General features: G+C 50.0%; 20 protein-coding genes. 10 read left to right on the forward strand and 10 right to left on the reverse strand.

Features of this window, described 5'->3' with window-relative positions:
• Positions 1–144: 144 nt before the first annotated feature.
• The 9 genes from F7R27_RS08215 to F7R27_RS08255 all read right to left on the reverse strand — a co-directional run bounded on the left by F7R27_RS08215 (position 145) and on the right by F7R27_RS08255 (position 10,416).
• Positions 145–1,131, reverse strand: a complete 987-nt coding sequence (locus F7R27_RS08215) for a carbohydrate porin (protein ID WP_151703770.1) — start codon at positions 1,129–1,131, stop codon at positions 145–147.
• 195 nt (positions 1,132–1,326) lie between these two features.
• Positions 1,327–4,149: an EAL domain-containing protein gene (locus F7R27_RS08220; RefSeq protein WP_151703771.1), complete on the reverse strand. Its 2,823-nt coding sequence runs from the start codon at positions 4,147–4,149 to the stop codon at positions 1,327–1,329.
• A 151-nt stretch (positions 4,150–4,300) separates the two neighbouring features.
• Complete coding sequence (locus F7R27_RS08225; protein WP_151703772.1) at positions 4,301–5,179, reverse strand: ion transporter; 879 nt, start codon at positions 5,177–5,179, stop codon at positions 4,301–4,303.
• 120 nt (positions 5,180–5,299) lie between these two features.
• Positions 5,300–6,070: a slipin family protein gene (locus tag F7R27_RS08230; RefSeq protein WP_151703773.1), complete on the reverse strand. Its 771-nt coding sequence runs from the start codon at positions 6,068–6,070 to the stop codon at positions 5,300–5,302.
• Between the two features lie 13 nt (positions 6,071–6,083).
• The gene (locus tag F7R27_RS08235; RefSeq protein WP_206060457.1) at positions 6,084–7,499 is read right to left on the reverse strand and encodes an NfeD family protein; all 1,416 of its coding nucleotides are present in this window, start codon (positions 7,497–7,499) and stop codon (positions 6,084–6,086) included.
• A 199-nt stretch (positions 7,500–7,698) separates the two neighbouring features.
• A complete protein-coding gene (locus F7R27_RS08240; protein WP_151703775.1) occupies positions 7,699–8,193 on the reverse strand; it encodes a GNAT family N-acetyltransferase in 495 nt (164 codons plus the stop codon).
• Between the two features lie 91 nt (positions 8,194–8,284).
• Positions 8,285–8,605 carry a helix-turn-helix domain-containing protein gene (locus F7R27_RS08245; protein WP_240776305.1) on the reverse strand — a complete coding sequence of 107 codons (321 nt, stop codon included), beginning with the start codon at positions 8,603–8,605 and terminating at the stop codon, positions 8,285–8,287.
• A complete protein-coding gene (locus F7R27_RS08250; RefSeq protein ID WP_151703776.1) occupies positions 8,595–8,969 on the reverse strand; it encodes a type II toxin-antitoxin system RelE/ParE family toxin in 375 nt (124 codons plus the stop codon). Before F7R27_RS08250 ends, F7R27_RS08245 begins: the two co-directional genes overlap by 11 nt.
• 115 nt (positions 8,970–9,084) lie before the next feature.
• Positions 9,085–10,416, reverse strand: a complete 1,332-nt coding sequence (locus F7R27_RS08255) for an HDOD domain-containing protein (protein WP_168927460.1) — start codon at positions 10,414–10,416, stop codon at positions 9,085–9,087.
• Positions 10,417–10,613: 197 nt separating this feature from the next.
• On the opposite strand from F7R27_RS08255, the gene F7R27_RS08260 reads away from it, so the two are divergent.
• From F7R27_RS08260 to F7R27_RS08270, 3 genes are all read left to right on the forward strand, one after another.
• Entirely contained in the window at positions 10,614–11,060 is a 447-nt protein-coding gene (locus F7R27_RS08260) for an Hsp20 family protein (protein WP_206060458.1), read from the forward strand.
• Positions 11,061–11,180: 120 nt separating this feature from the next.
• Entirely contained in the window at positions 11,181–11,483 is a 303-nt protein-coding gene (locus tag F7R27_RS08265; RefSeq protein WP_151703778.1) for a nucleotidyltransferase domain-containing protein, read from the forward strand.
• Positions 11,480–11,959, forward strand: a complete 480-nt coding sequence (locus tag F7R27_RS08270; RefSeq protein WP_151703779.1) for a hypothetical protein — start codon at positions 11,480–11,482, stop codon at positions 11,957–11,959. The genes F7R27_RS08265 and F7R27_RS08270 overlap by 4 nt, the downstream gene beginning before the upstream one ends.
• Here F7R27_RS08270 and F7R27_RS08275 read toward each other — a convergent pair whose 3' ends face one another.
• Positions 11,960–13,213, reverse strand: coding sequence for a hypothetical protein (locus F7R27_RS08275; protein WP_151703780.1), 1,254 nt, complete (start codon positions 13,211–13,213; stop codon positions 11,960–11,962).
• 368 nt (positions 13,214–13,581) lie between these two features.
• Between F7R27_RS08275 and F7R27_RS08280 the strand changes: the two genes are divergently transcribed.
• From F7R27_RS08280 to F7R27_RS08310, 7 genes are read left to right on the forward strand one after another with little or no spacing between them, the layout of a single operon-like run.
• Entirely contained in the window at positions 13,582–15,099 is a 1,518-nt protein-coding gene (locus tag F7R27_RS08280) for an MBL fold metallo-hydrolase RNA specificity domain-containing protein (RefSeq protein WP_151703781.1), read from the forward strand.
• Positions 15,096–16,049, forward strand: a complete 954-nt coding sequence (locus F7R27_RS08285; RefSeq protein ID WP_151703782.1) for a Gfo/Idh/MocA family oxidoreductase — start codon at positions 15,096–15,098, stop codon at positions 16,047–16,049. The genes F7R27_RS08280 and F7R27_RS08285 overlap by 4 nt, the downstream gene beginning before the upstream one ends.
• Positions 16,046–16,627, forward strand: a complete 582-nt coding sequence (locus F7R27_RS08290; RefSeq protein ID WP_151703783.1) for an acyltransferase — start codon at positions 16,046–16,048, stop codon at positions 16,625–16,627. Before F7R27_RS08285 ends, F7R27_RS08290 begins: the two co-directional genes overlap by 4 nt.
• A 2-nt stretch (positions 16,628–16,629) precedes the next feature.
• Positions 16,630–17,730, forward strand: coding sequence for a DegT/DnrJ/EryC1/StrS family aminotransferase (locus tag F7R27_RS08295; RefSeq protein WP_151703784.1), 1,101 nt, complete (start codon positions 16,630–16,632; stop codon positions 17,728–17,730).
• A gap of 10 nt (positions 17,731–17,740) precedes the next feature.
• Entirely contained in the window at positions 17,741–18,898 is a 1,158-nt protein-coding gene (locus F7R27_RS08300; RefSeq protein ID WP_151703785.1) for a CDP-glycerol glycerophosphotransferase family protein, read from the forward strand.
• A gap of 55 nt (positions 18,899–18,953) precedes the next feature.
• Positions 18,954–20,096, forward strand: coding sequence for a glycosyltransferase (locus F7R27_RS08305; RefSeq protein ID WP_168927461.1), 1,143 nt, complete (start codon positions 18,954–18,956; stop codon positions 20,094–20,096).
• Positions 20,093–21,370: a flippase gene (locus F7R27_RS08310; RefSeq protein WP_151703787.1), complete on the forward strand. Its 1,278-nt coding sequence runs from the start codon at positions 20,093–20,095 to the stop codon at positions 21,368–21,370. Before F7R27_RS08305 ends, F7R27_RS08310 begins: the two co-directional genes overlap by 4 nt.
• Positions 21,371–21,396 lie beyond the last annotated feature (26 nt).

Consider the following 21,396-nt stretch of genomic DNA (forward strand, 5'->3'; position numbering starts at 1 on the left):
AAGTTATTAAGCGAATGCTATCAGAGTCAGTTCGTCGTTCAATGCATGAAATATCTTAATTGCCACTTAATTATTTGTGCGCTGCAAAAAAGGAGGGTAGTTCACCCTCCCCTTTCGTTCTGACAGGGTTGAAGGGGGACCCAATCAGAACGCGTAGTTGAAGCGCATGCGCAGTGCGTTGACTGTCTTGTCTGCCGCTACATTGCTTGCACGTGAGGTCGAGCCCGCAAAGGTGACACTTGCACGATCAATATCGAACAGAGGAACCGTGTAAGCGGCATACGCAGTCGTCACATCAGGATCAGACGCGCCTGGCAGGCTGGTTTTGGAATGAATCAGACCTGCACCGAAGGGACCATAAGTCACGTTTGCACCATAGCTGTTGACCTTGATCTTATCTGATGCACTGCTGTCACGCAGGTGTGCAACACTCAGATTGATGACAGCATCGCCGGCATTGAAGCCCGCCGTAACACCCACACCATTCTTATCCACCTTGGCGCCACCCGACTCATCAAACTTCTGATGCTCATAGCCTGCGCTCAGGCTGAACGCATCAGCACGGAAGGTCACAGAAGGACGAATACCGGTAAATGCACGTGTTTTATCACCTTGTCCATAGGCCGTTGCCAGCTCGAAGCTCAGATTGTCCGATGGATTGAGATGGAAAGCGAACTGCCCTCCATCACTGACACGCCCACGTACCAGGTTCGCCTCATAAACAGATGCCTGACCACCACCGGCATGTGCAATCAGTGTATCTTTGCCCAGTGGGAAAAGGTTCAGCGCCTCAAAGCGCCCTGCCTGCAGATCCCAGGCATTGCTGCCAAACATGATCCACATATCATCAGTTCCGGTATCGCCGCCTTTCTTCAGCAACCCCGTTCCTCTGGCCTTGACGAAGTGCTCACCCATGCGGTGCTCACCATGGACATTCACTTCCACACGGCCACCCTGGCTGTATTTAGTGCTGCTGGAGGAACTCTTGACGGCATCGGTATCCAACTCGATGTTGGCGTCAATACCAAAAGATGTGTCTGCCGCGAGCACAGGTGCTGCCAGTACCGCGCTCAAAACCACCAATCCTATCTGCCCGGAAAGACGGTGTTTTGCAAAAGGTTTACGATTCATAGGTTGTGCCACCATTTTTCTATTTATATAAGTGGATTTACTTAATTTATCTGCATACAGCCTAATATATGCTCATTAATGCTGTAAATTTAATAATATTTAATTAAATACTACATGGGCAAGGCGTAAACCTTCTTAAATCACACTTAATTTTTGTGCAGACGCACTCAGAAAAGAGGGGACAGCCGCCTGATATCAGACAAGCTTTTGATTAATATTAAGAAAGTGCTCAAAATCTGCGGAGGGTAAGGGACGACTGAAGAGATAGCCCTGGAAATGGCTGCAACCATGCTCCAGAAGGAATTGGCGTTGAGCCTCGGTTTCGACTCCCTCGGCGATGATGTCCAACCCCAGGCGTTGCGCCATGGCAATGATCGCCTGCACGATCACTGCATCGTTAGGATCATCTGTCAGATCGCGTACGAAGGATTGATCAATCTTGAGCTGATCCAGGGGTAAACGCTTAAGATAGGACAACGACGAGTAACCAGTACCGAAATCATCGATCGAGAGTGACACTCCCAGCGCCTTGAGGCGGGACAAGCGCTCAATCGTGCCTTCGATATCATCCAGCATCATGCTTTCGGTGATTTCGAGTTTAAGGCGCGCAGGGTTCACACCTGTGCTGGCAAGCACTCCAGCTATGTCATCTACAAATCCAGCATGACGAAACTGGCGAGCACTGATGTTCACAGCCAGCGTGATCTGCTCCAAGGCAGGCCCAACCTCCCAGGCTCGCAAGCGCTCACAGGCGGTTTTCAATACCCAATGACCGATAGGCAGGATCAACCCCGTATCCTCGGCCAGTGGGATAAACTGAGCGGGTGACACCATGCCCCTTGCGTGGTGCAGCCAGCGTAACAATGCCTCAGCACCTATTACCTGCCCGCACTCATCAACCTGTGGTTGGAAATAAAGCTCAAACTGCTCATGCTCCAATGCATAGCGCAGGTCACTTTCGAGCGCTGCGCGCTCTTCCACTGCGGCCTGCATCGACGGGTCAAAAAAGCGGATCATATTACGACCACTTGCCTTGGCCCGATACATCGCCATATCCGCTCGTTTGAGCAACTCATCCACACTCAGACTGGTACCGCTGAACAACGTGACCCCAAGGCTCGGTGTACTGTGATACAGGTTCTGGCCCAACAGATAGGGCTCATTCAGCACCGACAGAACCTTTTCCGCCACATGCTCTGACTCTGTCACCGCTCTTGACTCATCAGAGCTCAGCCCCTCAAGCAGGATGATAAACTCATCACCACCCAACCGGGCCACTGTATCGATATCCCGGATCGTCAGATTCAGCCTTTGCGCCACCGAAACCAGCAGCCGGTCCCCCACATCATGCCCCAGCGTGTCATTGAGGTTCTTGAAATTATCCAGGTCGATGAACAGCAGACAGCCATGATTACGATGCCGTGCACTGTTATGCATCGCATGCTGCAGTCGATCGAGTAACAGCCGCCGATTCGGCAGATGAGTAAGTGTGTCAAAGAAAGCCAGGTTACGAATCTGCTCCTCGGACTCACGCCGCTCAGTGATGTTGCGGCTCACCCCCAGCAACCCGATAACCTCACCATCGCTGCCTCGCATCGGGGCTTTCAGAGTATCGAACAAGACCCGTTCTCCACTCGGATAGGTCATCCAGTGCTCATTACGTTGTGGCTCCAAATGCTCCAGCACCAGTCGATCATGACTGTTGAAAAGATCAGCCGTATCAGGATCAAAAAGTGCATCAACCCGCTTGCCAATCACCTCCTCCTTTGAGCACCCAACGAAACGGGCAAACTCCGAATTACACCCCAGATACTCTCCATCAACGCTTTTAAAGGAAACTATGTCGGGTATGGAGTTAAGGAGACTGTTCAGGATTGCGGCTTCATGCCGCAGACTGGCCTGCACCTGATGCTGAACCAATGCGGCAGAGAGAGTGCTGCCCATCACATACATCAGACTGATCTCCTTATCAGTCCAGCACCGGTAATCACTCACCGAGTCAAACCCGAAAAAGCCGATCACCCGGTCACCCGACAGTACCGGAATCGCCAGCAGGCTCTTGACTCCCTGACTCCTGAGCAGGGCTTGCTCCACCTCTGCCTCAGGTGGCATCAGATCTACATCTGGAATAAACAGACACTTTCCGGTTTTCATCCAGTTGGACCACCAGGGCATCACCTCAACCGGCAGGTTCTGCAGTTGGTCCATCTCTGGCCTGACTCCAGCCGCACACCACTCATGTGTGTTTGAAACCTGTGTATTACCATTACAGAGCTGGAACAGGTAAGCACGCTCCACATCAAAAAACTCACCGGCACGGCGCAACATACTGTCAATTGTTTTGTCCAGCTCTCCCGGTGCACTGATAACGAAATCACGCGAGATATTGGCGAGCATCTCCTCAAAGTTCAACTGATTCTGCAGTTGCAGTTCAGCCTGCTTACGCTCACTGATGTCCACGAGTATCCCTCGCAGCCCCACCAGCTCACTCTCGTGATAAACCAGACTGACTATATCGCGTACCCAGATAATCCTGCCATCTGCCGTGCGCATTCTGTATTCAAACTCGTGGTCCAGGCCTTGCTGAGTAGAAGCCAGGCAATACCCTACGGCCTTTTGCCTGTCCTCCGGATGCACGTGTTTCTCCCAGAAGCCCTGGCGATACCAGTCCTCAATAGGATAACCGAGCAGGCGTTCGGCATAAGTGGACACATAGGTAAAGTTAAGCTCAGGATCTGCTTCCCAGGCGATAACACTGACATTATCGAGGATTTCGCGATAGCGGGCTTCGTTAGAAGCCAGACGGTCAACCAGCGCATTAAAGGAGTGCACCAGACTGCCTATCTCGTTTGATCCGTGACTACTACCGACACTCAGCTCTCGAACCTCTGTCGAGAGCATATCCTGAGCTTCTGACGCCAACTGCCTGAGCGGCCTTGTCACCCTCACCCTCAATAAAATGAGTATTGCCAGAAGCATCATGGCAACTGCCAGCAGAGGAATGGCCAAGCTGCTCATGGCTGCCCTGTAGCAGGTGGGCCGTCTGAACGACCAGCCGGATAATCAAGAAACAACTCAGACACAGGCGATCACTTTTCGAAAAATAAAGGCCAGAGTGTCGCGCATTATGACAGTTTAATCAACATGCAACATATTGATATAACCAGACTTACAAATCCCCCTTATCCGACTCCACCGAACGGGGTGTCAAATCTGTCCGATTACCCTGCTCTGCAAGCTGCTGCTCAATACGTTGCAACTGATCACTCATCATCTGCATATGTTCACGCATCCAGTGAATTTCGGCTGCCTCACCCTCACCGCTTTCGAGCTGCATCTGAGTGCTCTCCTTTTGCATCACATCCAGCACTATGCCAATCATCATATTCAGGAAGATAAAGGCGTTCAGAAATATAAAGGTCAGAAAGTAGATCCAGCTGTAGCCATAGTGCTCCATGGTCGGATACAGCACGGCAGTGGCCCAGCTTTCGAAGGTGGCCACCTGAAACAGCGTGAGCATCGCCAGCGCTATATTGCCCCAGAGTTTTTCATCCACATCATGAAACAGAAAGCTGCCGACCGCCGCATAGATATAGAAGATGATGAACATCAGCAGCGCGACATAGCCCATGCGCGGTATCGACTTCATCAACGCGGTCAGCAGCATGCGCAGCTCCGGGATCATCGACACCAGACGCAGCACGCGGAACACCCTGAGCAACCGTGCAATCAGCACCATCTCCGAATCATCCACCGGCATCAGGCTGGCTGCGACTATCAGGGTATCGAACAGATTCCAGCCATTGCGGAAGAAATCACGGAAACGCTTTTCCGCCGCCATTCGCACCAGCAGCTCAAACAGGAAAAATAGCGTGACCGTGATATCCAGCCAGCCCATCACCTGCTCGAAGCGGCTGCTCTCCTCATAGGTTTTGGCACCAACCAGCAAGGCGGAAAAGATGATGACGAAAATAATAAAGGTTTCGAACAGCTTGTTGGCCCGCAATTGCTCCAGCCGAACGCGCAGGCGTTGCCAGTGAACTCTCATTTAACCAGAACTCCGGAAATTATCTATCGCTCAGACAGCGATAACAGGGCGCACAACGGCACTACATGAAAATAAGCGCACTATTATCGCTAAAGCGAGCCGGATACGAAAGGTAAACCGCTATGCCTTGTTGCTCGACTCATTAATATGCTTCATCACAGCACTGACCAGATCCACCGGCAAGGGAAAAACGATGGTTGAGTTCTTCTCGCCGGCAATATCGATCAGCGTCTGCATATAGCGCAGTGTCATCGCGTTGCTGTTCTGCGACAGTACCGCGGCTGCATCTGTCAGGCGCTGAGATGCCTGAAACTCACCCTCGGCATGAATCACCTTGGCGCGCCGCTGACGCTCGGCTTCTGCCTGGCGCGCAATAGCCCGGATCATGCTTTCATCAAGATCGATATGCTTGATCTCGACAGTAGACACCTTCACACCCCAGGCATCACTCTGCTCATCCAGAATTTTCTGGATATCCAGATTCAGCTTGTCACGCTCCGACAGCATCTCATCCAGTTCATGCTTACCCAGCACCGAGCGCAAGGTGGTCTGGGCCAGCTGGCTGACGGCATCGTAATAGTGCTCGACATTGATGATCGCCCGCTGCGGATCCATAACCCGGAAATAGACCACCGCATTCACCTTGACGGAGACGTTATCCCGACTGATCACATCCTGTGTCGGCACATCCATGACGACGGTACGCAGATCCACCCGCTCCATCGTCTGTATGAAGGGGATAATGAAGATCAGACCCGGCCCCTTGACGGATTGAAACCGCCCCAGAATAAATACCACCGCTCGCTCGTACTCTCTCAGGATTCTGATCGCATAGATGATCAGCATCAAAAACAACAGGACCAGTACTGCCACAATCGTGTAAGTGACCATTATTCACTCTCCTCTATCTTTCCAGGTCTGAACTATTCAGGTCTGAACTATCCAGATCCGAGCTATCCAGATCTGAGCTATCCGGGGCAAGCGCCGACTTCACCTCAAGACGCAGTCCATTCTGAGCAACAATCTGCACCAGTTGCCCTGGCTGTAAGGGTTCGTGCGATGTTGCTGCCCAGAGTTCACCATCCACCTTCACTTCCACCTTCTCACCCGCAATATCTGTAACCCGCGCGATGCGCCCAACCATAGCCTGCTCAATGGCGGTACTGGCAATACGCAGGCTCTTGCTGATCGCCAGCACCACACCCAGCATCAGCAATGCACTGACCACACCTATGGCGGCGATCAGTTCAGTGGGCACCGTCAACCCCGGCACATCCGTGTCGAACAGCATCACCGACCCGAACACCAGCGCCACGACTCCCCCCATGCCCAGAATACCGAAGCTCGGCAGCATCGCCTCCGCCACAATCAGCAAGGAACCCACCACAATCAACGCCAGCCCGGCATAGTTCACAGGCAACAATTGCAGCGCATAGAGCGCCAGCAACAAGCTGATGACCCCCACAACACCCGGCACCATCGCACCCGGGTTGTAACCCTCCAGTATCAGCCCATAGATGCCCATCAGCAGCAGGATATAGGCAAACTGGGGGTTGGTGATGAAGGCCAGAATCTCATTACGCCAGTCCGGATCATAAGCCACCACTGGCAGATCACTCAGCACCAGCACTAACCGATCGCGCTCCATCTGCACCTCTCTCCCATCCGCCTGTTGCAGCAGATCTGCCAGATCAATCGCCACTATATCCACCACCTGCTGCTCCAGCGCCTCCGCAGCCGTCAGGCTTACCGCCTCCCGGACCGCCGCCTCTGCCCAATCGGCATTGCGATCATGACGATCCGCCAGACCACGAATGAAGGCAACAGCGTCATTAATGATCTTGCGCTCCATTGCGGTAGCAGGTTGTGGTGTGGAGGATTGGTCACGTTCACCGGAAGCATCAGGATCAGACGGCGTGCTTGGCGAAGGTTGCCCAGGTGGTTGACCAGGAGCCTGACCACCGCCTATCTGAATCGGTGTTGCCGCGCCCAGCGTGGTTGCAGGTGCCATAGCGGCTATATGACTGGCATAGAGAATATAGGTGCCAGCGCTTGCCGCACGGCCACCCGAGGGATAAACATACGTCATGACAGGCAGTGGAGAAGCCAGAATAGCCTTGATGATATCGCGCGTGGCAGCATCCAGGCCGCCCGGGGTATCCATCTGAATCACCACCGCTCTGGCACCCTGCTCCTGTGCTTTCTGCATCGCCCGCAACAGATAATCCGTGACGGCAGGCCCGATCGCCCCCTGCACGCTCAAGCGCGCAACATGCGGCTGCCCCGGCTCGTGAAGATTGGGGTCAGTGTCAGCCGACATCTGACTCGCCGTCCCCAACCACCCAAGCAATAAGGCTGTGAAGATCAGTATCCAATATTTCATGACCGGGCCTGCGACACGCTTCTCCTGGCACTATTGGCTATTCTCTGCAAGAATCTGCATGAATTAAGCCTAGCAGAGATTCATCCCTTTGCGCGCCCGAGGCTGACGCGGAGCAATGCGTAGAAAACGCACCTGGTCACTGGTTCAAAGGCAAACGATAAAAATCCAGATCCAGCCAGCGGTCGAACTTGAATGCTGCCTGCTCTATCGTCCCGGCATGGGTGAAACCCAATGATTTATGCAGCGCAATACTGGCGTGATTATCATGGTCGATAGCGCCAACCATCAGATGATACCCCTGTGCACGCGCCTTTGTTATCAGCGCCTGCATCAGGCTCCGCCCCAACCCACACCCCTGAAATCGTGGATCAATATAAACAGAATGCTCAACCGTACTGCGAAATGCCGCCTGGGGCCGAAAACTGCCATAACTGCCAAACCCCATCAGCTCACCCGCCTCGGATTCAATACCGATCACAGGCAAACCGGCAGCCGCCTTGGCTTCAAACCACTGAGCTACCTGCTCAGTCGAACGGGGGTCATATTCGTAGAGTGCCGTGGTGTGGGCAATAGCATGATTGAAAATACGGCAGATGGCGTCCAGATGGTGTTCGCGGTCGCATCCTATCATCTTGCCTGAATTGAGATCTGTGTTAATTTTTATATCCTGATAAACAACTGCTAATAACAATGGTTAAACAACACAGTGCAGTACCGGTATATCACGCTATCGCCTGAATACCATTCTTCTTGACTATAGTCAGGAGCCGCAATGCCGGACCTCCTGGCCTGCGAGTTCCCCGCTCCCAGTCCGAAATCAAATTCCTGCTAACGTTAAGATAACGAGCAAAAACAGGCTGAGAAAGGTGCTCCCGCTCACGCAACGCTCGGATATCCTCAGGTGTCAGGGCCTCGACAGGCGTCAGGCAAGCATCATCAAACTCACGCATAGTCTGCTTATCGACTGCCCCGATATCATGCAGGGCCTCCATCGTTTCATGAATCGATGCAAGCGCATCACTACGATATTTTTTAGCCATCATCAGTAACCTCCGACAGTTGTCCGATACTAAGTAACTCGGCCAGCTTCACATCTGAAAGACCAAGCACATAAGTTGCTGCTTTTTTAAACTGAGCCTCTTCATTATCAGTGATGTTGTCACGGTCATTCTTGGCAAATCCATAAACAAAAAAGGCCCGCTCGGCTGTTCGATATAAAATGATAGTACGAAAACCAGCTGACTTACCCTGCCCGTGCCGCGACACACGCTGTTTGATTACACCACCACCGAGATTAGCGTCGATCTGACCTTTATCAGCACGCTGAACAGCTTCAAATAGTGCCTTATATGAAATTCGATGTTTTCTGGAGAAGCGCTCGAACCATGCATTTTTAAATATTTTCATCTAATCGCCTCATCCTTAAGCCGATCAGAAAAATCATACAAAGTATGATAGATGAATAAAAAAAATGCAATCGCGCCAAACTAGCTCTCGACCACAATTACAGCATCAGAAATTATCATTCCAACACCTCTACCAATGTAACCGGCAAGGCAGATCTGCGCTTTTTCAGGGCCGGCAGCAGCTTATCTTCCATCAGCTGCTCCAGACTGATATCGGATTGCCCAAGCACAGCCAGATAATCATGGATATAAGGTGTCAGGATCTGCGGTACTTTATGCAGGCGGTCACATACACAGTGCGCCAGATAGATCAGCGCAACATTGGCTCTGACCACTTCAGGCACCTGATCCGGCCGCGCAAACTCCGGATGATCCTGATACTGAATACTGCTGCAGACCTGTTCAGGCAGATGCCAGCTCTTGAGCAGCTCCGCACCCAGCATCGCGGGCTCCAATAAAGAGAGCAGCGATGCCAGCTTCGGATTCTGCTCACGCATCAGCTCACGTACGATACTGCCCAGATCATGCAGCAGCCCCAACGTTGAAGCTTCCGCTGGCTTACCGATCGCGCACACCTGCGACAATGTAAAGGCGATATACGACACCTCCAGACTGCGCTGATAGATCGCCTGAAACAGAGGTGATTCCGGCATGCTTTTGCGCATACTCTCCAGCATCACGATCTGATAGACGCTGTCAAAACCAAGCAGCCCGATCGCATGATTGAGATCAGATACCTTCTGATGGAAGTTATAGGCCGGAGAGTTAATCGCCTTGAGCAGCATACTGGTCAACGCAGGATCGTGCCGAACCAGTTCGACAATTTCGGGGCGGGTAGTCTTTTCATCAAGCATTTTGTTCAGCAATTCCAGGGTCGAAACCGGCAGGCGCGGCACCTTTCTGATCACCTGCTGAACCAGTTCGGATCGACTCAGATCTTCATCCTGACGTGTACGTGCGGCGTACAGCAGTTCAGCCAACCCCTGACGCTGCACCAGCAAGCCCGACTGCTGCTCAGCCATCCATACCAGCAGCGCCTGATAGGCTGTCGCAAACTGCTGATGCAGAACCAACTGAAAAGCCTCACTGAAGCGATTCATATCCTGTGGGTTTATCAGCAGCAGCTTGCCTTCGTTGTGCATTCTTGCCACAACGGGTGAAGCGCTCTGACCAGCGATCAGCCACTCCCCCTCGCAGACATGGCAGACACTGCCACCCTGAGGCAAACACAGCTCAATCCGGCCCTGAAGAACAAAATAAAGGCTCGTCTGCTTTGAGCCAGCTGCAAGCAATTCGGCACCTGAAGGCAACGTCCGCTGCTCACTGATATTGAACAAAGTGGTGAGATCGGAATTTGTGATACCGGGAAAAAGGGCCGCCACACCTGCGGCATCACCAGTGGCTTTGTCAGCTTTCTTGTCGGCTTCATCCGAAGATGATTTACGCATCCATTTAGAGAGCATCCTGAATCCTCATATAAGCCACAGAAGAGTTAAATTACATGTTTTGATTCTAATGCAACCCCCTCTTGAAAACCATTGAGTCGCCCCTATATATCCAGTGAGCGGCAAGTGGAGTCGGGTCTCTGAGAGAGCGACTCCATACGCATGCTCACACAATATTGCTTCTTTTGGAGGATATACTCATGAATATCGATCTTACTCCCCTTTACCGCAGCAGCGTTGGCTTTGATCGTCTGGCCAGTCTGCTGGATACCGCCCTGCGCTCTGAACAGGCCTCTGGTGGTTATCCGCCCTACAATATCGAGATCACCGGCGAAAACCGCTATGAGATCACCCTGGCCGTGGCCGGATTCGAAGAGTCTGAGCTGGAGCTGAATGTCGAAAAAGGCGTACTGACTGTGCGTGGTCGTAAAGCGGAAAGTCAGGAAGAGCGACGTTTCCTGCACCAGGGCATCGCCACTCGCACCTTCGAGCGCAAGTTCAACCTGGCCGACCATGTTGAAGTATCAGGTGCCGAGCTGAAAAACGGCCTTCTGACCATCAGCCTGATCCGCGAGATCCCCGAAGCGATGAAACCGCGCCGCATCCAGATCAACGGTAAGAGCTCTGCTCTGGAACACAACCAGTAAGTACTGACTGACTCGCAGAATGAGTCATAACGGGATCTGTCTGAATAACCAGGTGGGTCCCGTTTTGGTATGAAATGTACTAAACTCGTTGTAAGGATCAAACTAAGAAGAGTTTCTTCAATGAGATTAACCACTCAACAACAGCAGCAGATAAAATCGACACTTCAACACTTCTTCGGCAGTGGCAGCGAAATACGTCTGTTTGGATCACGCGTGAATGATGAAGCCGCTGGTGGCGACATAGATCTCTACATTGAACCGGAACTCACAGAGGCAGATCAGGTTGTCGAAGCGCAACTGCAAGCGCTGGCAGAACTACATCAATCACTGGGTAATCAAAAGATAGACCTGGTTATCAACCGGTGCAGCGGGTTCCATCTCCCTATCTACGATATCGCCAAGCAACAAGGGATACTGTTGTGAGCACACTTCTACAGCATCAAGCATTCAAAGGTGTTGAAGATATTTGCCACACCCATGCCGAAAGACTTCAATGGGCCATGAGCAGTCTTACTGACTTGATGCCCCTTACTGCCGAAAGGTCAAGTAAGCTTTCACCTATTGAACTGGCCATTTTTGATCAGTTTATTGTTCGTTTTTCGAAACTGCAAGATGCCATGGGCGCCAAACTTCTACCCATGATACTGGAAATAACGCACGAGCAAGGAGACCTCTCAACATTCATCGACAAACTGAACAGACTGGAAAAGATCGGCGCCATCCCCTCCACTCAGCAATGGCTTCTGTTGCGTGAAATGCGAAACCAGTTTGCTCACGACTACCCGGAAGATCCAGAGATTCAGGCATCACTTCTGAACAAAGCCTTCAGTCAGGCAACAATCCTGCTGGATGTATTTGCTCATGCAACAGCCTTCGCAGCAAAGTACATCAAAGAATAATCAAGCAACAAACCCATACAACTGCAACACCAGCAGATCTACCAGCAACATCACCAGCACGAACCCCAGATTCCAGTGTGGAAACTTGAAAGCACTGATACCGTATCGGCCCTGCATCGTCAGATGAGTACCAGAGAGCGGCGACACCCCAACACCCAGCGCCCAGCCCATCAGAAACACCATCGCCAGCATATTCGGATCACTCACCCAGGGTGCCACCAGCCCACCTGCCGTGGCGATACTGATCACCGGATGCACCCCGATGGCAGACACAAACACCATCACCACCAGCAACCCCCAGGCGTGCCAGGGCCCGAACCCATTCAACGACAGCTGAAACTCCGCTGCCTGCACCATCGCCCCCAGCCCTGCTGCCAACACCCCGGCCGACAGAAACAGCAGCGTCTCGCCCGACATGGTAGGCAGCGTATGTTCGATATGCTGCTTCAGCCGCTTTCTGGCAGCCTTGCCGTGTCGCTTCCACAGCAGCACCAATGAAAAAATCAGCGACAGCCCCGATACCAGCGTCAGTACCGGCAGCTCCTCCCAGATAAAATGCATCACCATCACCGACACCGCAAGCAGCACCGGCAGCAACAACGCATCCAGGTGCATCGGATAACCTTCCAGCTCCTTTGCTTCCGGCTGAGACAGCAAACGAACACCGCCGATAAACAGCGCTATCAGCGCAACCGGCAGCCCCACCAGAATCAACACCCACAGGCTAGCCCCGGGCGCATTGATCAGCGCCACCCCCATCGCTGCAAAAAAGGGTGACCAGTGCGCAGCCAGCATGAAGCCACGCGTCAGCACCAGCGCTTGCAACGGCTGTAATGGCTTATTGCGCGCCATTCTGTCGGCCATGATCACCAGCGATGAAAAATTGATCACCGCACCGAACAGATGCACCCCCAACAACGTGCGCCAGAGCGCTTTGGGCCCTTTCGGCAACTTCTCATCCACCACCAGATCAGCCGATGCCACCAAGCGCAAAAAACTCACCGCCAACAACAGGGCCAGCAACGCCTGATTAGCCTCCAGCGCCCTCACCCACCACTGCCAGTCACCACCGGCGAGCGCACCCCAAATCAGCCCCGCCCCACCCACGCCGAGCAGCACTGCCACCTGCAGCGCCTGAATGCCCGACAGCCGATGAAACAACATCAGCGCAGCAATCCACGCCAGCACCCCTGCCAGTGGTGCCAGAAAAGACAGCCCAAGGCTGGACAGCAGTGCCAGAATCACAACCGCCATCAAAAGCCGACCCGACCAGACAGGCCAGCGGCTTAGCAGCAAAAAAGGCTTACGCCAGGCCGATACAGGCCGAGAGGATTCGTGAGAAGTCTGGTGAGTGCTCAATTGAGTGTATTCAGATCAATGAAATAGTCGGATAACAGAGAAGCGATACACTCTACACCGCCAGCATGGTAGTTTAAAAGTCTGAGTAACTGACTTATGCTTAAAGCGATTTATCGTTAAATACAACTGAGCTCCGCCGGCGTTGAGGATTGTCATCATGTAACCTCCGGGCGGTAGCGTGCTTTTTTACCAGGATTCACATAGTTCATCACACCCTATCTGAACCAATCATAATCACCATCAAGGACAGTAAGAGGACAAGGATGCCTTACCCAAGAAACGAGTACCCGAACATCATTCACCATGGAGGCGCCAGCGGAGTCACCGGCAGTTGCCACCAGCTCAACTGCGATAGCGAACACTCACTGCTGATCGACTGCGGACTGTTTCAGGGGCAAGATGCCGCCGACGACACATTCGAACAGCTCAAGGTTCAGTTCGACCTGAGCAAGATCAAAGCCCTGCTGATCACCCATGTGCATATCGACCATGTCGGTCGCCTGCCCTACCTGATCGCAGCAGGCTACAACGGCCCCATCTATTGCTCAAAACCTTCGGCCCTGCTCCTGCCGCTGGTACTGGAAGATGCCTTACGGGTCGGCTTTACACGGGATGCAAAACTGATCGAACAGTTCAAGGCCAGGATCGACCAGCTACTCGTACCACTGGACTACAAAACCTGGCACACCGTCATCGACACACCGGCCCTGCGCACCCGAATAAAACTGCAACGCGCCGGCCATATACTCGGTTCCTGCTACTTCGAGATATCCGTGACACAGCAACCTGATCACAACACTCGCACCCACAACACGCGCATCGTATTCTCGGGTGACCTGGGCGCACCCGGCAGCGCACTGCTGCCAGCACCGCAATCGCCGCATCATGCCGATATCGTCGTGCTGGAATCCACCTATGGCAACCGCAGACACCAGAGCCGACACGACCGTATCAACCGGCTCAAGGCCGCCATAGAAAAAGCCCTGCAGAACGATGGCACCGTAATCATCCCCGCCTTCAGCATCGGGCGCACACAAGAACTGCTGTATGAGCTGGAAGAACTGATCCACCGCCACAGTCCTGGTGGCGACGGGAAAACCAAGCCCCTGTGGAAAAACCTGCAAGTGATTGTCGATTCACCACTGGCAGCAGAATTCACCAAAGTGTACCGACAACTGAAACCCTACTGGGACGACGAAGCACAGCGCCGCCTGAAAGCCGGTCGCCACCCTCTGAACTTCGCCAACCTCTACACCATCGGCAGCCACGACGAACACCAACTGACCGTCGACTACCTGGCCAAAACCGGACAACCCGCCGTCGTCATCGCCGCCAGTGGCATGGCCGCCGGTGGCCGAGTGATGAACTACCTGAAGGCGATGATAGAAGACACGAGGCATCAGGTGCTGTTTGTGGGCTATCAGGCGCCCGGCACACCGGGCCACCAGATACAGAACGCAACGCCCGGCAAAGATGAGGTGGCGCTGGAGGGCAAGCGCTATCGCATTAATGCAGGCGTTGACAGTATCAGCGGATACAGCGCACATGCGGATCAGAAGGATCTGGTTAACTTTATCAGGCGGATGAAAAAGTGGCCGCGGGAAGTGCGCTTGATTCATGGGGATCAAGCGGCGCGTTTGGCGCTCAAAGATAAGATTGAACAAGCAGCGCAGGCTGCTAAGCAGGAGATTAGTGTAGTGCTGGCTGAACAAAGCTCTGATAGCAGTACCAACCATATCTACTCCAAAAGTAGCTCCCAGGATACAAGGATTGCCGGATGAAGCAATTTGCGCTGATCGGTGCTGCTGGCTACATCGCTCCACGCCATATGAAAGCGATACGCGATACCAAAAACCAACTGGTCGCGGCGCTGGATAAGAATGACTCAGTCGGCATTATCGACAGTTACTTTCCTGATGCTGACTTCTTCACCGAGTTCGAGCGCTTCGATCGCCATCTCGACAAGCTCAGGCGGCGTGAGCCCGAAAAGAAAGTGAATTACATCTCGATCTGCTCACCCAACTACTTGCACGATGCGCATATGCGTTTTGCCCTCAGATCCGGTGCCGACGCAATCTGCGAAAAGCCATTGGTGCTCAACCCCTGGAACATAGATGGCCTGATTGAACTGGAGCAGGAATCAGATAATCGTGTGCATACTATTTTGCAACTGAGACTGCACCCCTCCATCATCGCCCTCAAACAGCAAGTAGCGCAGAACCCGTCGCAGAGTAAACGGGATGTCGATCTGACCTATATCACCTCTCGTGGCAACTGGTATCTGCAATCATGGAAAGGCGACACCAAGAAGTCTGGCGGCATCGCCACCAACATCGGTGTGCACTTTTACGACATGCTTCACTTCGTATTTGGAGAGCTGCAGCAAAACATCGTCCATCACTCCACGGATACCTGTGCTGCAGGCTATCTGGAATATGCTCACGCACGCGTACGCTGGTTCCTGTCGATTGATATCAATGACATACCAGCCAAGTTACGAGAAAGCGGACAGCGTACCTATCGCTCCATCACCTGCGATGGTGAAGAGATCGAGTTTTCCGATGGGTTCACCGATCTGCATACCCGCAGCTACGAAGCGATTCTGACAGGTCAGGGATTTGGGCTGGAAGAAAACCGGTGCGCCGTCGAAACCGTTGCCCAGATACGCACCGCCACACCACTTGGCCCCAGTGGTGACTACCACCCATTTATCAAGCACAAATACGCATGAGCACACAGATCCATACCAGCGCGATAGTCGACGAAGGGGCCGAGATAGGAGATGGCAGCCGCATCTGGCACTTTACGCACGTCTGCAGCGGAGCCAAAATCGGGCGCAATGTTTCACTTGGGCAAGGTGTTTATGTCGGCAACCGAGTGGTTATCGGGAACAACTGCAAGATCCAGAACAACGTCTCCCTCTACGACGATGTTGTGCTAGAGGATGATGTATTTTGCGGCCCCAGCATGGTGTTCACCAATGTTTACAACCCGCGGGCACATATAGAACGCAAGCATGAATATCGACAGACACTCGTCAGGCAGGGTGCCACACTGGGTGCGAACTGCACACTGGTCTGTGGGGTCACCATCGGTCGTTTTGCTTTCATTGGAGCAGGTGCAGTGGTCAATGAAGATGTACCGGATTTTGCCCTGATGGTAGGAGTGCCCGCACGACAGATCGGGTGGATGAGTGAGTATGGCGAACGCCTTGACCTGCCACTGGCTGGCGAAGCGACTACAACTTGCCCATACACGAGCCAAACTTACCGGCTATCTAACAACACCCTGACACGGACCGAGAGCTGATCATGCAGTTTGTAGACCTTGCCGCACAACAGGCTCGCATCAAAGACAAGATAGATGCCGCAATCCAGCGCGTGCTGAGTCATGGGCAATATATTCTGGGGCCAGAAGTATACGAACTGGAAGAGAAGCTTGCTGATTATACCGGTGCACGCTATTGCATCACCGTCGCCAATGGCACCGATGCCCTGCAGATAGCCCAGATGGCGTTGGGGATCGGACCTGGGGATGAAGTGATCATGCCGGGCTTCAGCTATATCGCCACGGCAGAAGCGACAGCACTTCTCGGAGCCAAGCCGGTATATATTGATATAGACCCACGTACCTACAATATTGACCCTACTCTGATCGCAGATGCCATCACCCCCAGGACAAAAGCGATCATCGCAGTATCTTTATATGGCCAGTGCGCAGATTTCGATGCAATCAACAAGATAGCCGACCAGCACGGCATACCGGTTATTGAAGACGCCGCCCAGAGCTTTGGTGCAACCTATAAAGGGAGAAAGTCCTGCAACTTAAGCACTATCGCCTGCACCAGCTTTTTCCCAAGCAAACCTTTGGGGTGCTATGGCGATGGCGGAGCCATTTTCACCAATGATGAAGAGCTTGCAACTGTGATGCGCCAGATAGCCCGACATGGTCAGGATCGGCGTTATCATCATATTCGGTTAGGAGTGAACAGTCGGCTGGATACATTGCAGGCAGCAATTTTATTGGCAAAGTTGGATATTTTTGATGATGAGATCGTATTGAGAAATGTCGTAGCAGAAAGATATAACAGACTCTTCTCGAAAATTAAAACTAGCACTAACATTAAGCCACCAGTTATAAGAGATTGGCACATAAGCACATGGGCCCAATATACTATTACAACAAAAGATCGAGATGCTATAAAAACCTCTTTAGAGGAAAACAATATACCAACTGCAATCCACTACCCCACCCCTCTACATAAACAGCCAGTAACTAAGAGCCTTCACGAAAGACTGGAAATATGTGAAAGAATTTCAAAATCAATACTATGCCTACCGATACACCCATATCTAGAAAGCAGGAATCAAATAATAATTTATAATGCAATAAAAACAATTTACCTCATCTAAATAAGTCAAAATGAAACTAAAAATATCTTCTCTGAAAGCAATCACAATCATTCTGGTTATAATATCGCACATCACAATAATAGTTCCCTGCAAAAAAAAATTAATAATATTTAGTCAATCTCGAAATAGATATAGTGGAAATTCACGCTATTTGTTTGAAGAAATAGCCAAAGAAAAATTAAATGTTTTTTGGCTATATAGCTCAAAAGAGCAACTAAAAAAAATACCAGTTAGCTTTCATAGTAGATGTATTAAAAGAAATTCATTCACTGGAATAGTAACAGCTATTAGAGCTGAGTTTGCATTCATAAGCCATGGTAGCGGCGACTTTGGAAAGCTGTGGCATCTAATAAAAAACCGCAATATCACCAACCTTTGGCACGCAATCGGAATAAAATATGTAGGGCTATTAGATAAAAAGCTCTCTGAAAAAGATCTTGCAAAACACAGACGTGAAATAAAATACTACAATACCATGATTGCATCATCTGATATAGATAAGTATCTAACAGCAGTATGCCATGGAATTGATCCCAAAAAAGTCTTATTAACAGGCCTTCCGAAATCAGACCAATACATTAAGAGAAAAAAAAATCATAAGAGTAGTAGGATTAAAATTCTATACGCCCCTACATTCAGAGACTACGAAATAGACAGATCATTATTTTTCAGGTTATCCGGGTACACCGAAGAAAAGCTTATTTCAATGCTTGATAAAAATCCTGATCATAACTTTTATTTAAGACCACATCCTAATGACTTCATTTCTGTTAGTCACGCTCAACATCTTGAAGAGTTAACAGATGGAAGAGTCGTAAACTATTCGCAAGAAAAGCATGATGATATAGACGAAACACTTCATGAATTTGATATCATAATCACAGACTACTCTTCAATATATATTGAGCCTCTGCTCTTTGATACTCCATGCATATTCATTCCATTCGATATTGATAAATACCAAGAAACAAGAGGTCTAGCTTATGACTATGATCTCATAACACCAGGACCTAAGATAAGTAAATTTGAAGATCTTACATTTTACCTAGAGAATATTGACGAAATTAAAACAAAATGGAGATCGGATCGAGAGCATGCAAAAAAAATATTCCACAAATATCAAGATGGTAACTCATGCAAACGAATCATAAAAGAAATAATAAAGTAAAATGTCCATGCATGTACTAATCATACCATCATGGTACCCAATTACTAAGGATGATGTGAATGGTGTTTTTTTCCGAGATCAAGCTATTGCATTACACGAATATGGTCACAACATAGGTATAATTTCAGCTCACAGCCACTCACTTAAAACTATAATAAATAAAAGAAAACTTGTAACGAATTTTGAAGTCGACGAAGGGGTATCAACTTTTCGAAAATCATTCATTCCTGCATTACCTGCAATTCCTTATGGCAACTATCTCCTATGGAGGTACACTACTAGGAAGTTGTTTAAAGAATATGTCAAGCGCTTCGGTTTTCCTGAAATCATACATGCTCACTCAGCTTTATATGCAGGAAAAGTAGCATCTGAATTAGGTTCTGAGCATGATATTCCTGTAGTACTGACAGAGCATAGTACTGCATTTGCAAGAAACCTTTATCAGGAATGGCAACTCAAACTGATAACACAAGCAGTAAATACTGTTTCATGCTGTATTGCAGTCAGCCCAAGCTTAGGTAGCTTGCTTTCACAGCAACTCCAGACTGCAAGCGTCCATTGGCACTGGGTACCCAATGTAGTATCGAAACGGTTCGATAAAGCAGTTTGTCAGAAAAAAAATGACAGAAAAGGTCGCCCTGTGCGGCTTCTCAACCTGGCATTAATGACAGAGAAAAAAGGCCAGATAGACTTGCTGAAAGCTTTTGCGGCTGCATTCACTGATCAAGCACCCGTTGAATTATGGTTAGGAGGTGATGGCCCACTTCGTCCTACACTGGAACAACTTTCACAGGAGCTGGGCATATGTGATCGAGTAAGATTCCTTGGACTGGTGCCACCTGAAAGCGTACCGGTATTGATGTCAGAGGTCGATGTGATGGTTCTACCTAGTCACTATGAAACCTTTGGCGTAGTTGCAGCAGAGGCTTTGATGGTCGGCCTTCCAGTTATTGCAACAAGATGTGGAGGGCCTGAGTGTATCGTTGGTCCAAATGATGGGTTCTTGATTGAGCCTCATCAGCCTGAGCAACTGGTGCAAGCACTAAAGGAGATAGTTAAAAAATTGCAACTTTATTCCCGCACTGAATTAAGCGCTCGTGCACATGCCCGTTTCAGCGGACTTGTAGTAGCAGAGCAACTAACCAAGATCTACCACAACACTCTCCAAAGCAAAAATAACAAAGGGATTAAGTTGTGAGTCAATTGATTATTTGGCTATCAAAATTTCTTCAAGGATCTAATATTCGTCGAAACACATTAATGACGTTTAACAGGCAGCTTGCAGCCGCTGCAGCACAACTTTTACTTGTCATCGCTATTGCAAGAGAGCTTGGCCCTGAAGGAAATGGACTATATGCAATGGCTATTCTCGTACCTAGTATGCTTAGTACATTTCTTAACCTCGGTGTAGCACCTGCTACTGTTTATTTTGTAGGTAGAGCAGAAGTAGACGGGCGACAGGCCTCAAATGAAAACCTGAAGTTAGCAGTGATAGTAAGTTCAATAGGTATTATTTTGGCAGCTCCTATTTTGTATTATTATGGCAAAACTTTATTCCCTGATGTATCCCTGCTGCTTTTGTTGATTGGCCTCTCGATATTCCCCCTATCACTGCTACTTTCATACTGGAACTCAGTACTGCAAGGTCTCGAGAATTTCAGAGCATTTAATTGGACGGTTCTGGCTCCACCTCTTACCACTTTGCTCTTAACATTTATTACACTTTACGGGTTAAATTTGGACATTACAGCAGCGGTATTAGCTTATGCTATTGGGCAAGCATGTGGTGTACTCGTAGTATGGCGATATATCCGTCTCTTACCAAACTCGAAGCCCCTTTCTGCCCCTGGAAATTACAAGCGTCACGTATTAACCTACGGCTGGAAAGCTCATCTATCCAATGTTATGGCTTTTATCAACTATAGAGCAGATATTTTTCTGGTCAATTTCTTCCTTAGCCCTATTTCAACAGGTATCTATGTCATAGCTGTTCAAATGTCTGAAAAACTATGGATGCTATCACAAGCTGCAAGCACAGTCTTATTACCACGCCTATCTGCAATGAGAAGCGACCCTATTGAACGATATAAAATCACCATGCGCACTTCTTTTATTATTGGTGTACTAACACTGGTAGCATCATTAATTTTGGCGCTGGCTTTGTATTTTTTATTAGAACCGTTTTTTGGAGAAGACTATAAAGCATCACTATCGCCATTTCTTTGGTTACTCCCTGGTGTAGTAGTAGGAGCTGTTTCACGCATACAAAGTAACTGCATTGCAGCTGCAGGAAAGCCAGAATGGAATTTTTACTCGTCATTGATAGTTGTCAGCTTAAATATAGCCTTCAACGTTATACTTATTCCAGTTTATGGGATTATTGGTGCTGCATTATCAACTACTATCGCATATACTATAAATGCAATTATTAAGTTTTTTATGATTCGAAAAACTCTTAAGTTAAATAATTAACCCTGTCAAAACAACATCGTTTATTA

Origin of the sequence: Nitrincola alkalilacustris (assembly GCF_008973755.1) — a bacterium.
Taxonomy (GTDB): domain Bacteria; phylum Pseudomonadota; class Gammaproteobacteria; order Pseudomonadales; family Balneatricaceae; genus Nitrincola; species Nitrincola alkalilacustris.

Bases quoted from the DNA above. Each gene is read 5' to 3' on its own strand.
- F7R27_RS08285 (WP_151703782.1), top strand. From the start codon at position 15,096: ATGAAGCAATTTGCGCTGATCGGTGCTGCTGGCTACATCGCTCCACGC.
- F7R27_RS08235 (WP_206060457.1), bottom strand. From the start codon at position 7,499: ATGTCGGCTGACACTGACCCCAATCTTCACGAGCCGGGGCAGCCGCAT.
- F7R27_RS08240 (WP_151703775.1), bottom strand. From the start codon at position 8,193: ATGATAGGATGCGACCGCGAACACCATCTGGACGCCATCTGCCGTATT.
- F7R27_RS08250 (WP_151703776.1), bottom strand. From the start codon at position 8,969: ATGAAAATATTTAAAAATGCATGGTTCGAGCGCTTCTCCAGAAAACAT.
- F7R27_RS08245 (WP_240776305.1), bottom strand. From the start codon at position 8,605: ATGATGGCTAAAAAATATCGTAGTGATGCGCTTGCATCGATTCATGAA.
- F7R27_RS08255 (WP_168927460.1), bottom strand. From the start codon at position 10,416: ATGCGTAAATCATCTTCGGATGAAGCCGACAAGAAAGCTGACAAAGCC.
- F7R27_RS08220 (WP_151703771.1), bottom strand. From the start codon at position 4,149: ATGAGCAGCTTGGCCATTCCTCTGCTGGCAGTTGCCATGATGCTTCTG.
- F7R27_RS08260 (WP_206060458.1), top strand. From the start codon at position 10,614: ATGAATATCGATCTTACTCCCCTTTACCGCAGCAGCGTTGGCTTTGAT.
- F7R27_RS08230 (WP_151703773.1), bottom strand. From the start codon at position 6,070: ATGGTCACTTACACGATTGTGGCAGTACTGGTCCTGTTGTTTTTGATG.
- F7R27_RS08300 (WP_151703785.1), top strand. From the start codon at position 17,741: ATGAAACTAAAAATATCTTCTCTGAAAGCAATCACAATCATTCTGGTT.
- F7R27_RS08290 (WP_151703783.1), top strand. From the start codon at position 16,046: ATGAGCACACAGATCCATACCAGCGCGATAGTCGACGAAGGGGCCGAG.
- F7R27_RS08225 (WP_151703772.1), bottom strand. From the start codon at position 5,179: ATGAGAGTTCACTGGCAACGCCTGCGCGTTCGGCTGGAGCAATTGCGG.
- F7R27_RS08265 (WP_151703778.1), top strand. From the start codon at position 11,181: ATGAGATTAACCACTCAACAACAGCAGCAGATAAAATCGACACTTCAA.
- F7R27_RS08215 (WP_151703770.1), bottom strand. From the start codon at position 1,131: ATGAATCGTAAACCTTTTGCAAAACACCGTCTTTCCGGGCAGATAGGA.
- F7R27_RS08275 (WP_151703780.1), bottom strand. From the start codon at position 13,213: ATGGCGGTTGTGATTCTGGCACTGCTGTCCAGCCTTGGGCTGTCTTTT.
- F7R27_RS08280 (WP_151703781.1), top strand. From the start codon at position 13,582: ATGCCTTACCCAAGAAACGAGTACCCGAACATCATTCACCATGGAGGC.
- F7R27_RS08295 (WP_151703784.1), top strand. From the start codon at position 16,630: ATGCAGTTTGTAGACCTTGCCGCACAACAGGCTCGCATCAAAGACAAG.